Annotated in this window: 11 protein-coding genes; 9 read left to right on the top strand and 2 right to left on the bottom strand. The window is 64.1% G+C overall.

From position 1 onward, the window contains the following. The first annotated feature begins 50 nt into the window (after window positions 1–50). The 3 genes from tnpB (at window position 51) to AERO9A_RS10025 (ending at window position 2,135) form a co-directional block, all read left to right on the top strand. On the top strand, window positions 51–293 hold the full coding sequence (gene tnpB / locus AERO9A_RS22460) for an IS66 family insertion sequence element accessory protein TnpB (protein WP_256665900.1): 243 nt from the start codon (window positions 51–53) through the stop codon (window positions 291–293). A gap of 370 nt (window positions 294–663) precedes the next feature. Continuing rightward, window positions 664–1,326, top strand: a complete 663-nt coding sequence (locus AERO9A_RS10030; protein WP_159971824.1) for a DsbA family protein — start codon at window positions 664–666, stop codon at window positions 1,324–1,326. A 110-nt stretch (window positions 1,327–1,436) separates the two neighbouring features. Then, window positions 1,437–2,135: an endonuclease gene (locus tag AERO9A_RS10025; RefSeq protein WP_159971823.1), complete on the top strand. Its 699-nt coding sequence runs from the start codon at window positions 1,437–1,439 to the stop codon at window positions 2,133–2,135. A gap of 108 nt (window positions 2,136–2,243) precedes the next feature. Here the strand turns inward: AERO9A_RS10025 and AERO9A_RS10020 are convergent, their stop codons facing one another. Further along, the gene (locus tag AERO9A_RS10020; RefSeq protein ID WP_159971822.1) at window positions 2,244–2,441 is read right to left on the bottom strand and encodes a hypothetical protein; all 198 of its coding nucleotides are present in this window, start codon (window positions 2,439–2,441) and stop codon (window positions 2,244–2,246) included. A 73-nt stretch (window positions 2,442–2,514) separates the two neighbouring features. On the opposite strand from AERO9A_RS10020, the gene AERO9A_RS10015 reads away from it, so the two are divergent. The 5 genes from AERO9A_RS10015 (at window position 2,515) to AERO9A_RS09995 (ending at window position 10,863) form a co-directional block, all read left to right on the top strand. Beyond that, window positions 2,515–4,032 carry a sigma-54-dependent transcriptional regulator gene (locus AERO9A_RS10015; RefSeq protein ID WP_159971821.1) on the top strand — a complete coding sequence of 506 codons (1,518 nt, stop codon included), beginning with the start codon at window positions 2,515–2,517 and terminating at the stop codon, window positions 4,030–4,032. 541 nt (window positions 4,033–4,573) lie between these two features. Continuing rightward, the gene (gene gcvH / locus AERO9A_RS10010; protein WP_159971820.1) at window positions 4,574–4,957 is read left to right on the top strand and encodes a glycine cleavage system protein GcvH; all 384 of its coding nucleotides are present in this window, start codon (window positions 4,574–4,576) and stop codon (window positions 4,955–4,957) included. A gap of 9 nt (window positions 4,958–4,966) precedes the next feature. Continuing rightward, window positions 4,967–7,819, top strand: coding sequence for an aminomethyl-transferring glycine dehydrogenase (gcvP, locus tag AERO9A_RS10005; RefSeq protein WP_159971819.1), 2,853 nt, complete (start codon window positions 4,967–4,969; stop codon window positions 7,817–7,819). A gap of 174 nt (window positions 7,820–7,993) precedes the next feature. After that, entirely contained in the window at window positions 7,994–9,118 is a 1,125-nt protein-coding gene (gene gcvT / locus AERO9A_RS10000) for a glycine cleavage system aminomethyltransferase GcvT (RefSeq protein ID WP_159971818.1), read from the top strand. Window positions 9,119–9,249: 131 nt separating this feature from the next. After that, window positions 9,250–10,863, top strand: a complete 1,614-nt coding sequence (locus AERO9A_RS09995; protein ID WP_159971817.1) for an NAD(P)/FAD-dependent oxidoreductase — start codon at window positions 9,250–9,252, stop codon at window positions 10,861–10,863. A 214-nt stretch (window positions 10,864–11,077) separates the two neighbouring features. Here AERO9A_RS09995 and AERO9A_RS09990 read toward each other — a convergent pair whose 3' ends face one another. Next, window positions 11,078–11,293 (bottom strand): DUF6434 domain-containing protein, encoded by a 216-nt coding sequence (locus tag AERO9A_RS09990; protein WP_178111125.1) that lies wholly within the window; start codon window positions 11,291–11,293, stop codon window positions 11,078–11,080. Between the two features lie 193 nt (window positions 11,294–11,486). Here AERO9A_RS09990 and AERO9A_RS09985 point away from each other — a divergent pair, with 193 nt between their 5' ends. Continuing rightward, window positions 11,487–12,632: an efflux RND transporter periplasmic adaptor subunit gene (locus tag AERO9A_RS09985; RefSeq protein ID WP_159971815.1), complete on the top strand. Its 1,146-nt coding sequence runs from the start codon at window positions 11,487–11,489 to the stop codon at window positions 12,630–12,632. Window positions 12,633–12,684: the final 52 nt, after the last annotated feature.

Genomic DNA, 12,684 nt, shown 5'->3' with positions numbered 1-12,684 from the left:
ATCCACTTGCGGATGCAGAGCTCCCGTTTCCGACAGACAGGAGCCTCACCATGATGCGTCCCGATGCCAAGGTGCAAAAACTCTACCTCTACCCCAAACCGGTCGACTTCCGTAAATCCATAAACGGCCTGGTCGAGCTGGACATCAAGGTGGAGGTGTTCAATCCGGTGCTGTTCGTGTTCCTCAATCGCACGCGCAGCCAGGTCAAGTCCTCTAACTCAATGGCTTTTGCCTGTGATTCAAGCGCCTGGAGGCCGAGCATTTCAAGACTAAGTCCGATGTCCGAAATCTAACGTATCGGTCTTCAAAAGCTCATAAAGAGGCATTTCAGCCTTGGTTTGGACGCAGGCTACAGCATGCATAAACGTAAGGTAAAAAATTTTACCTTACCTAAAAAATAGGCCAAGAGGCCCACAAATCATGGCTTTAAGAGCTTTTTAATCGAAAAATAATTAGCCATCTAGCCAAGCGATACGGAGAAGAACGGCGCTCAAGGTTGCCCCGAGTACAGCAGGCGGAGGTCGAGCATGGGGAGCAGGATCAGCGCTTGCCGAGGTTCAGTTAGCCGCTGACTCGCGCGCTTTGCGCAACAAAGCTGCGACTGTCACGCGCTATATCTGCGCATGACGCAACGATAGAGTGGGCGCACAGGAGACCTCGCCCATGACCATGCAAAACCTCGAACTGCAGTATTTCTTCGACCCGCTCTGTGGCTGGTGTTATGCCAGCGCACCAGCCCTGGTCGGCCTGGCCGAGCGCCATGGCGCGGCGTTGCGGATGATGCCCGTGGGGCTGTTCATGCAGCCGCGCCCCATCGCGGGCATTGCCGAGTTCGCCTGGCAGAACGACCAGCGCATCGCCACGCTCACAGGCCAACACTTTAGCGAGGCTTATCGGGAGCAGGTGCTGCTGGCCGCCGATGGGGTGTTCGATTCGACGCCCCTGACGCGGGCACTCACGGCACTGGGCGAACAGGACGCTGCCTTGGAACTGCGTCTGCTGCATACTGCGCAACTCGCCCGCTACGTCGACGGGGTGGACACCTGCCGCGTCGAAGCGGTCGCGCAGATTGCGCTGGATGTAGCGCGTAGCGCCGGGCTCGACCTCGACCTCGACGCGTTCAGCGCCCGCCTAAGCGACGACCGCTCACTCGCCGACGCCACCGCACAGCGTGTCACTCGGGCGCAACAGGCAATGCAAGCGCTGCCGTCCGGTGGTGTGCCGCAGTTGTTGCTCAAGATCAATGGCACGCCTCATGTAATTGCCGGGCAACCACTATACGAAGGCCCGCAGCGGTTGCTTACGCACATTGCTTCATTGCTCTGAAAAGGCGCAGCAAGAGGCCATTATCAAGGCTTCTTGCCAGCATTTAAACCTTTGAAAAACATGATTTTTTAGCTTCACAAGGGCATCAACGGCGGCTACTCTGCCGCCCCATGATTCGATGCCTCGCTGTCCTCGTTTGCTGTTTACTCCCTCTATCACTCAACGCCGCACCCGCCACCTTTGCCGAGGCCAAGCGCCTGGCCTGGCCGCTGTATGCCAAGCAGTCCACCGAGTTCTACTGCGGCTGCAAGTACAGCGGCAAGCGTGTCGACCTGCGCTCTTGTGGCTACACGCCGCGCAAGAATGCCAACCGCGCGCAGCGTATCGAGTGGGAACACATCGTCCCCGCCTGGGTAATCGGCCATCAGCGCCAGTGCTGGCAGAAAGGCGGGCGCAAGAACTGTGCAGCTCACGACGCGCAGTTCCGCAAGGCCGAGGCCGACCTGCACAACCTGGTGCCGAGCATCGGTGAGGTGAATGGCGACCGCAGCAACTACAGCTTCGCCTGGCTGCCACAGCAGCCCACCCAATACGGCCAGTGCCAGACGGTGGTGGACTTCAAGGCACGCAAGGTGATGCCGCGCGCCGCCATTCGCGGGATGATCGCGCGCACCTACTTCTATATGGCTGACCACTACAAGCTGCGCCTGTCCAAGCAGGATCGCCAACTCTACGAAGCCTGGAGCAAGACCTACCCAGCCGAACCCTGGGAGCGCCAGCGCAACCAGCAGGTGGCCTGTGTGATGGGCTGGGGCAACCCTTATGTGGGCAAGGTGGATATGAGCCGCTGCGGGCGCAAGCGGGCGTAGGTTCGCAGGATACGAAGGCTCGCGGCTAAAGCCCCTCCCACAGGTGACGCTTGGGGCTATTGCGGGATCACGACTGAAGCCGCTCCTACGGGTTTGCGTCGTGGCGGGCTATGCCAGGCGCTGCAACTCGCGCCGCACCATGTTGGCGAACTCCGGTGGGCTGAGCTGGTACAGCTCCTGCGCCACCCAGGGTAGCCAGCGCCCTTGTAGTTCAGCCTTGCGCGCCAGCAGGCGCTGGGCTTCGGCTTCGGCGCGGGCCTGGTGCTCGCGGTGGTAGTCGGCGCGGTTCGGTTTTTCTGTGCTCACACTGTTGCCCTTTTCCTCATATCGGGCGGAGCAGGCATAATCGCCGCCTGTTCGCCCATTTCGACCATCATCAATGCGTATCCACGTCAGCTTTATCGACCGCGTCGGCATCACCCAGGAAGTCCTGGCGCTGCTCGGCGGGCGCAATCTGAACCTCGATGCGGTGGAGATGGTACCGCCAAACGTCTATATCGACGCACCGACGCTAAGCGCCGAGGTGCTCGACGAACTGCGCGGCGCGCTGCTGCAGGTGCGCGGCGTGCAGAGCGTGGAGGTGGTGGACATTCTCCCTGGCCAGCGCCGCCGCTTGCAGCTCGATGCCCTGCTCGCCGCCATGCCCGACCCGGTGCTGGCGGTGGATGACCGCGCCACGGTGCTACTGGCCAACCCGGCGCTGAACGACCTCTACGGCCGCGCCCCCGAGGGCCTGAGCATCGCCGCGCTGTTCGCCGACGATGCGCTGCAACAATCGCTGCTCGCCGCCGGTTTCCACCAGCCACTGCGCGAGGTGCATTTCGCCAGTCAGCCGCTGCTGCTCGATGCCCAGCCGATTACCGAGGACGGTCGCCTCACCGGCGGCCTGCTCACTCTCTACGCCCCAAGCCGCATGGGCCAGCGCCTGGCCGCGTTGCACCACGACCATGCCGAGGGCTTCGACTCACTGCTCGGTGAATCCGCGCCGATCCGTGCGCTCAAGGCCCGCGCCCTGCGCGTGGCGTCGCTGGATGCGCCGCTGTTGATCCATGGCGAAACCGGCACCGGCAAGGAGCTGGTAGCGCGCGCCTGCCATGCCGTCAGCGTGCGCCGCACCGCGCCCTTCCTGGCGCTGAACTGCGCCGCCCTGCCGGAAAACCTGGCAGAGAGCGAGCTGTTCGGCTACGCCCCCGGCGCCTTTACCGGCGCCCAGCGTGGTGGCAAGCCGGGGCTGCTGGAGCTGGCCAACCAGGGCACGGTGTTTCTCGATGAAATCGGCGAAATGTCGCCCTACCTGCAGGCCAAGCTGCTGCGTTTCTTGAGCGATGGCAGCTTCCGCCGCGTCGGTGGCGACCGTGAGGTAAAGGTGGACGTACGCATCCTCAGCGCCACCCATCGTGATCTGGAAAAGATGGTGGCCGAAGGCAGCTTCCGCGAGGATCTGTTCTATCGCCTCAACGTGCTCAATCTGCAAGTACCGCCACTGCGCGAGCGCGGCCAGGACATCCTGCTGCTGGCCCAGCACTTCATGGCTCAGGCCTGCGCGCAGATTCAGCGCTTGCCCTGCCGCCTGGCGCCAGCCACCTTCCCCGCGCTGCTGGCCGGGCGCTGGCCGGGCAACGTGCGCCAGTTGCAGAACGTGATCTTCCGCGCCGCGGCCATCTGCGACAGCAACTGGGTGGAGATGGACGACCTGGACATCGCCGTGACCGAAGTGGCGCCGCGTGTACAGGGCGAGGTCGGCAGCCTGGAACAGGCCATGGACGAATACGAGAAGGCGCTGCTGGAAAAGCTCTACGCCAGCCACCCCTCCAGCCGCCTGCTCGCCGCGCGCCTGGGTACCTCGCACACCGCCATCGCCAAACGCCTGCGCAAGTACGGCATCGGCAAGCTGTAACGACGCTCGCTGGCGTAGGGTGGGCCGGGCGGCGATCCGTTTTAGCCCACCAACACAAGCACAACCTGCAGCATCACCCGGCGGATATCAAAAGCGTCGTCCACTTGCCGTGGGAGGGGCTTTAGCCGCGACAGCCTCGACAAAATCGCCGCTGAAGCGCCTCCCACGAGCCAGCCGACGAATCCGGGGGTTACCTGCACGATTTTCCCGGATGCATGCGGGCTACAAGCCAGGCAGGACGTGGCTTGCAGCTCAACCGTAGCAAAATCATTCCACCGTAACGATTTCGTAACGACACAGGTAAAGCCCCATTCCCGCCGGTGCGACCTCGACTTTGCTAAAAACGACGAGGCGTTTTGGAACGATATCGTTCCAAAACACTCTTGGCGGCCACCCTACAAACAACTAAACCATTGATTTAATTGTGTTTTATTGCGATGGCACCAAGCTTGCTCTAGGGCCAGTAGTTCAACCCGCCTTATTGCGGGTTCCCCGTTGCCTGCCGCAGAAGCAGGCCACCTTTGCCCTTTGAGGAGTTCACATGAGCGAGTTGCGTTTCACCGCCGATCACGAATGGCTGCGTCTGGATAACGATGGTCTGGTGACCGTCGGCATCACCCATTACGCCCAGGACGCGCTCGGCGACGTGGTATACGTGCAACTGCCGGAAGTGAAGGCCTACACCCAGGGCGAGGAAGTCGCCGTGCTGGAGTCGGTCAAGGCCGCCAGCAACATCGTCATGCCGCTGGACGGAGAGATTGTCGAGATCAACGGCGATCTGGAAGGCAGCCCGGAGCTGGTCAACGAGTCGCCGCTGGACAAGGCCTGGTTCTTCCGCATGCGCCTGGCCGACAACGCCGTGCTGGCCGACCTGTTGGACAAGGCTGGCTATGACCGCCTGCTGAACGCCAACGCCGACGCCTGAGTGACCGCCATGACCAAGCTCGATACCCAGAACGAATTCATCGCCCGCCACATCGGCCCGCGCGATGCCGACACCGCCGCCATGCTCGAACTGCTCGGCTATGACTCGGTCGACGCGCTGACCAATGCGGTGATTCCCGAGAGCATCAAGGGCACCAGCATCCTCGGCGCGCAGCCGGGCCTGTCGGAAGCCGACGCCCTGGCGCGCATCAAGGCTATCGCCGCCAAGAATCAGCAGTTCAAGAACTACATCGGCCAGGGTTACTACGGCACCCACACGCCGAGCCCGATTCTGCGCAACTTGCTGGAAAACCCGGCCTGGTACACCGCCTACACCCCGTACCAGCCGGAAATTTCCCAGGGCCGCCTGGAAGCGCTGCTGAACTTCCAGACCCTGATCAGCGACCTCACCGGCATGCAGATCGCCAACGCGTCGCTGCTGGATGAAGCCACCGCGGCCGCCGAAGCGATGACCTTCTGCAAGCGCCTGTCGAAGAACAAAGCCAGCAACACCTTCTTCGCCTCCCAGCACTGCCACCCGCAGACCCTCGACGTGCTGCGCACCCGTGCCGAGCCGCTGGGCATCGAGGTTGAAGTCGGCGACGAGGCCGCCATCACCGACGCCAGCGCTTACTTCGGCGCGCTGCTGCAGTACCCGGCCAGCAATGGTGACATCTTCGACTACCGCGCCCTGGTCGAGCGCTTCCACGCCGCCAATGCCCTGGTCGCCGTAGCCGCCGATCTGCTGGCCCTGACCCTGCTCACCCCGCCGGGCGAGTTCGGCGCCGACGTCGCCCTGGGCAGCGCCCAACGCTTCGGTGTGCCGCTGGGCTTCGGTGGCCCGCACGCTGCTTACTTCGCCACCCGCGACGCGTTCAAGCGCGACATGCCGGGCCGCCTGGTCGGCATGTCGGTCGACCGCTTCGGCAAGCCGGCCCTGCGCCTGGCCATGCAGACCCGCGAGCAGCACATCCGCCGCGAGAAGGCCACCAGTAACATCTGTACCGCGCAGGTGCTGCTGGCCAACATCGCCAGCATGTACGCCGTGTACCACGGCCCGAAAGGCCTGAGCGAAATCGCTCAGCGCGTACACAGCTTCACCGCCATTCTCGCCCTGGGCCTGACCAAGCTGGGCCACAGCGTCGAGCAGCAGCACTTCTTCGACACCCTGAGCATCAAGACTGGCGCCAAGACCGCCGAGCTGCATGCCAAGGCCCGTGCTGCCGGCATCAACCTGCGCGAGATCGACGCCGGGCGTCTCGGCCTGTCGCTGGACGAAACCACCGACCAGGCTGCCGTCGAGGCCTTGCTGGCACTGTTCGCCGGTGAGCAAGCCGCCCCTGCCGTCAGCGACCTGGCCGCACAGATCGCCAGCCGCCTGCCGCAGAACCTGCTGCGCCAGTCGGCGATCCTCACGCACGCCGTGTTCAACCGCTACCACAGCGAAACCGAGCTGATGCGCTACCTGCGCAAGCTGGCTGACAAGGATCTGGCCCTGGATCGCAGCATGATCCCGCTGGGCTCCTGCACCATGAAGCTCAACGCCGCCAGCGAGATGATCCCGGTCACCTGGCCGGAATTCGGCAACCTGCACCCCTTCGCGCCCGCCGAGCAGGCTGCCGGTTACAGCCAACTGACCACTGAGCTGGAAGCCATGCTCTGCGCCGCCACTGGCTACGACGCCGTGTCGCTGCAGCCCAACGCAGGCTCCCAAGGTGAGTACGCAGGTCTCTTGGCCATCCGCGCCTACCACATGAGCCGTGGCGAGGATCAGCGCAACATCTGCCTGATCCCGCAATCGGCCCACGGCACCAACCCGGCGACCGCCTCCATGGCCGGCATGCGTGTGGTGGTGACCGCCTGTGACAGCCGTGGCAACGTCGACATCGCCGATCTGAAAGCCAAGGCCGAAGAGCACAGGGATCGCCTGGCCGCCATCATGATCACCTACCCGTCCACCCACGGTGTGTTCGAGGAAGGCATCCGCGAAATCTGCCAGATCATCCACGCCAACGGCGGCCAGGTGTACATCGACGGCGCCAATATGAACGCCATGGTCGGCCTCTGCGCGCCGGGCCAGTTCGGCGGCGACGTCTCGCACCTGAACCTGCACAAGACCTTCTGCATCCCGCACGGCGGCGGCGGTCCGGGCGTCGGCCCGATTGGCGTCAAGTCGCACCTGGCGCCGTTCCTGCCAGGCCATGCCAGCATGGCACGCCAGGTCGGGGCGGTAAGCGCCGCGCCGTTCGGCAGCGCCAGCATCCTGCCGATCACCTGGATGTACATCAGCATGATGGGTGGCGACGGCCTCAAGCGTGCGTCGCAGATGGCGATTCTCAACGCCAACTACATCGCCCGTCGCCTGGAAGAGCACTACCCGGTGCTGTACTCCGGCGAAGGCGGCCTGGTGGCGCACGAGTGCATCCTCGATATCCGCCCGCTGAAAGATAGCAGCGGCATCAGCGTCGACGACGTGGCCAAGCGCCTGATCGACTTCGGCTTCCACGCCCCGACCATGTCCTTCCCGGTGGCTGGCACGCTGATGATCGAGCCGACCGAGAGCGAGTCCAAGGAAGAGCTGGATCGCTTCTGCGACGCCATGATCACCATTCGCGAGGAAATTCGCGCAGTCGAGCAAGGCCGTCTGGATAAAGACGACAACCCGCTGAAGAACGCCCCACACACCGCCCTGGAGTTGGTTGGCGAGTGGAACCACGCCTACAGCCGCGAGCAGGCCGTGTACCCGATCGCCAGCCTGATCGAGGCCAAGTACTGGCCGCCGGTGGGCCGCGTGGACAACGTCTACGGCGACCGCAACCTGGTCTGCGCCTGCCCGTCCATCGAGGCATATCAGGACGCGTAATGAACCTTCCCTTTCCCCGAGGGGAAAGGGGACTGTTCTGCGTCCAGCCCGTAGCCCGGATGCAATCCGGGGATGCAACCGGGGAGGCCCGCCAAAGCCCCCGGATTGCATCCGGGCTACGACTCGCGAAACGCCTCGCGCCAGGTGCGCAGGGCCTTTTCAAGGATTTTTCCGATGACTACCGAAACCCTCGCCAAGACGCCATTGCACGCCCTGCACCTCGAACTCGGCGCGCGCATGGTGCCTTTCGCTGGCTATGACATGCCCGTGCAATACCCGCTGGGCGTGATGAAGGAACACCTGCACAGCCGCGACGCCGCCGGCCTGTTCGACGTGTCGCACATGGGCCAGATCCTCCTACGTGGCGAACACGCCGCGCGTGCGCTGGAAACCCTGGTGCCAGTGGACATCATCGACCTGCCGGTGGGTACGCAGCGCTACGCCATGTTCACCGACGCCCAGGGCGGCATCCTCGACGACCTAATGGTCGCCAACCTGGGTGACGACACCCTGTATCTGGTGGTCAACGCCGCCTGCAAACATCAGGACTTGGCCCACCTGAACAAGCACATTGGCGAACAGTGCCAGATCGAATGCCTGTTCGAAGAACGCGCCCTGCTCGCCCTGCAAGGCCCGAAGGCAGTCGATGTGCTGGCCCGCCTGGCACCTGAAGTGAGCAAGATGACCTTTATGCAGGTCGCTCGCGTCAACCTGCTGGGCAGCGAGTGCATCGTCAGCCGCAGCGGCTACACCGGCGAAGACGGTTTCGAGATTTCCGTCGCCGTCGAGCAGGCCGAAGCCCTGGCGCGCAGCCTGCTGGCCGAGGCGGAAGTCGAAGCCATCGGCCTCGGTGCGCGTGACTCGCTGCGCCTGGAAGCCGGCCTATGCCTGTACGGCCACGACATGAGCAGCGCCACCTCGCCGATCGAGGCCAGCCTGCTGTGGGCCATCTCCAAGGTGCGTCGCGAGGGTGGCGCGCGCGCCGGCAACTTCCCCGGCGCCGAGCGCGTGTTCGAGCAGCAGCAAAAAGGCGTGGCGCGCAAGCGCGTCGGCCTGCTACCGCAGGAGCGCGTGCCGGTGCGTGAAGGCGCGGAAATCGTCGACGCAGACGGCACGGTGATCGGCCAGGTATGCAGCGGCGGCTTCGGCCCGAGCCTCGGCGCACCGCTGGCCATGGGCTACGTCAACGCCAGCCACAGCGCCATCGACAGCGACGTGTGGGCCGTGGTGCGTGGCAAGCGCGTGCCGATGAAAGTGGCGAAAACGCCCTTCGTGCCGCAGCGCTACTATCGCGGTTGAGGTAAGGCGGCAGCGCTCGCGCAATCGGCCTCGCGCAATGCCGCAGCGGCGACCGGCGGGCGGTGATCCTGTACAATCACCGCCCTTTTCACACCCTGCCGGATCACCACCGGCCCTGCTGGATACCCGCCATGATTCGCCTGACCGAACTGAAACTGCCGCTCGACCACCCCGAAGAGGCCCTGCGCCCGGCCATTGTCCAGCGCCTTGGCATTGATGACGCCGAGCTGCTCGCCTTCACCGTGTTCAAGCGCAGCTACGATGCGCGCAAGCGCTTCGGCGACATGCCGTTCATCTATATCGTCGACTGCGAGATCAAGGACGAAGCGGCCCTGCTCGCCCGTCTCGACGGCGACCGTCATGTCAGCGTCGCCCCGGATATCCGCTACAAGCCAGTGGGCAAGGCCGAGGCAGCACTGGACGAGCGCCCCATTGTGGTCGGTTTCGGCCCCTGCGGCATCTTCGCTGCGCTGCTGCTGGCGCAAGCAGGCCTGCGCCCAATCGTCCTCGAACGCGGCAAGGAAGTGCGTCAGCGCACCAAGGACACCTGGGGCCTGTGGCGCAAGAATGTGCTCGACCCGACGTCCAACGTGCAGTTCGGCGAAGGCGGCGCCGGCACCTTCTCCGACGGCAAGCTGTACAGCCAGATCAAGGACCCGCAGCACCACGGACGCAAGGTGCTGGAGGAGTTCGTCAAGGCCGGTGCGCCGGACGAAATCCTCTACATCAACAAGCCGCACATCGGCACCTTCCGCCTCACCGGCGTGGTCGCCACCATGCGCGAAGAGATCAAAGCCCTCGGCGGTGAAGTGCGCTTCCAGCAGCGCGTCAGCGACCTGCTGATCGAAGACGAGCAGCTTACCGGCGTTGTGCTGGAAAGCGGCGAGCAACTGCACAGCCGCCATGTCGTCCTGGCCCTCGGCCACAGCTCGCGCGATACCTTCCGCATGCTGCATGCCCGTGGCGTGTACCTGGAAGCCAAGCCGTTCTCGGTGGGTTTCCGCATCGAGCATCCGCAGTCGCTGATCGACAACGCGCGCCTGGGCAAATACGCCGGCCACCCCAAGCTGGGCGCCGCCGACTACAAACTGGTGCACCACGCCAGCAATGGCCGCGCGGTGTACAGCTTCTGCATGTGCCCCGGCGGCACCGTGGTCGCCGCCACCTCCGAGCCGGAGCGTGTGGTCACCAACGGTATGAGCCAGTATTCGCGCAATGAGCGCAACGCCAACGCTGGCATCGTCGTCGGCATCACCCCCGAGCAGGATTACCCAGGCGGCCCGCTGGCTGGCGTGGAACTGCAGGAGCGCCTGGAATCGCACGCCTACGTGCTCGGCGGGCGCAACTACGAGGCGCCGGGGCAATTGGTCGGCGACTTCATCAAGGGCACGCCGTCTACCGCCCTTGGCGAGGTACAACCGTCGTACAAACCGGGCGTGCGCCTGGGCGACCTGGCGCCGTCGCTGCCGGACTTCGCCATCGCTGCGATTCGTGAGGCGATCCCCGCCTTCGCCAAGCAGATCAAGGGCTTCGACCTGCATGACGCCGTGCTGACCGGCATCGAAACGCGCACCTCCTCGCCGGTACGCATCACCCGCAATGCCGAGATGCAGAGCCTGAACCTCAAGGGCCTGTACCCGGCGGGCGAAGGCGCGGGTTACGCCGGCGGCATTCTCTCTGCCGGGGTAGACGGCATCCGCGTCGCCGAGGCGGTAATCAAGGACATGCTCGCGCTCAATCGCTAGCAGGCGCCGCCTGGGTTGCCCAGAGTAACCCAGGCAACTGCCTAGGCTCAGCACACGAGCATGCGCGCACCGGCACCGGACAAATCCCCCGCCGCGGCTTCACGCGAAAATAGAACGGGTGATAGTCAGCGAACACCTTGAGCGGATAAGACGACTGGACAGCCCCCAAGCGGGTGGATGACGCCATTGCGGCGCGACAGGGCACCACAGCCCACTATTGCCCCTGCTGGCGCTGGCGCCACTGTGCAGCCACGTCCCCCATGGTCTTGGGCTCGCCATTGTTGATCCAGGCCATGAGTTCACGATCGAACTTAAAGGCCGGGCCGCAAGACGCGGTCAGGAAGCGGCGCACATTCTGGGTATTTCGATAGTTCCCGGTCACAGGCGTTTCTGCCGTGATGGGCTCACGGTGCCAGTCGAAATCACTCATTATCCAGGCCTTGATCATCCATCCATTGGTCATGGGGCAAGATACGCTCAATAACGCGCGCCATCATCATTGCTCGCCACCTGCAAGGGTTGAAACCTTGCAGGATCAAGCGTTTTGACAGCATTCGAGGTTGGCACTATCGTGCGCAATTCGCCTATTCCAGGCTCGCACCGATTTGCCAAGGAAATGGAATATGTTGCTCCGCCGCATGCTGATCATGCTGGGTGCCGTCGTTGCAGTGGTACTCGCCCTCGCCGCCTACAAAGGCTTCTCGATCTACCAACAAATCCAGATGTTCTCGGCGCCGCGCCCGGCCATCAATATTTCGGCGGCAACCGCTGTCGAGCAGCCATGGCAGGAGCGCCTAGCGGCCATTGGTACGCTCAAGGCGTATCAGGGTGTGGATCTGTCAGGCGAGGTCACTGGCATCGTGCGCGAGGTGTTGTTCGAGTCCGGGCAGAAGGTCGAGCATGGCCAGCCGTTGCTGCAACTCGACAGTGAGGTTGAGCGTGCCAGCCTGGCCACCGCCGAAGCCGAGCGCAGCCTGGCGCAGATCGAATTCGAGCGCGGGCGCAGTCTGGTCAGCCGCTCGAACATCTCCAAGAGCGAGTTCGACCGCCTGGCCTCGACCCTGCAGCAAGCCACCGCCAGTGTCGCCCAGTTCAAGGCGCAACTGGACAAAAAGCGCATCAGCGCGCCCTTCACCGGCACCATCGGCATTCGTCAGGTCGACCCTGGCGCGTATCTGTCGCCGGGTGCGACCATCGCCACCCTGCAGGATCTATCGCGGCTGAACGTCGACTTCTTCCTGCCCGAACAGCACGCACCGCAGTTGGCCGTCGGCCAGCGCGTGCTGATCAGCGTCGCCGCCTACCCCGGCGAAATCTTCGAAGGGCGCATCAGCGCGATCAACCCCAAGGTGGAGAACGAGACCCGCAACCTGCAAGTGCGCGCCACCCTGGCCAACCCGGACGAGAAGCTGCTGCCAGGCATGTTCGCCAACCTGCAGGTTTTGCTGCCGGGCAACCCTGCGCGCGTCTCCGTGCCGGAAACCGCCATCACCTACACCCTGTACGGCAACTCGGTGTACCTGATCGACGAGCAGAAGGACGACCAGGGCGAGCGGGTCAAGGACAGCGACGGCAAGCCGCAACTGCTGGTCGAGCGCCACTTCGTCAGCACTGGCGAACGCCGTGACGGGCGCGTGGTGATTCTCAAAGGCCTGCAAGCCGGCCAGCAGGTGGTCACCTCGGGCCAGTTGAAGCTCGACAACGGCGCGCACGTGGCCATCGTCGACGATCCCGTGCAGCCCGACACCGTCCAGCCCGGCACCAACTGACCAGTCTCCCGGCCGCCGCCAGATCGGCGACCGGGGGGGCAACAGCCAAGGA

Origin of the sequence: Pseudomonas sp. 8Z (genome assembly GCF_902506535.1) — a bacterium.
Taxonomy (GTDB): domain Bacteria; phylum Pseudomonadota; class Gammaproteobacteria; order Pseudomonadales; family Pseudomonadaceae; genus Aquipseudomonas.
This window is presented reverse-complemented; position numbering and strand designations above follow the sequence as displayed.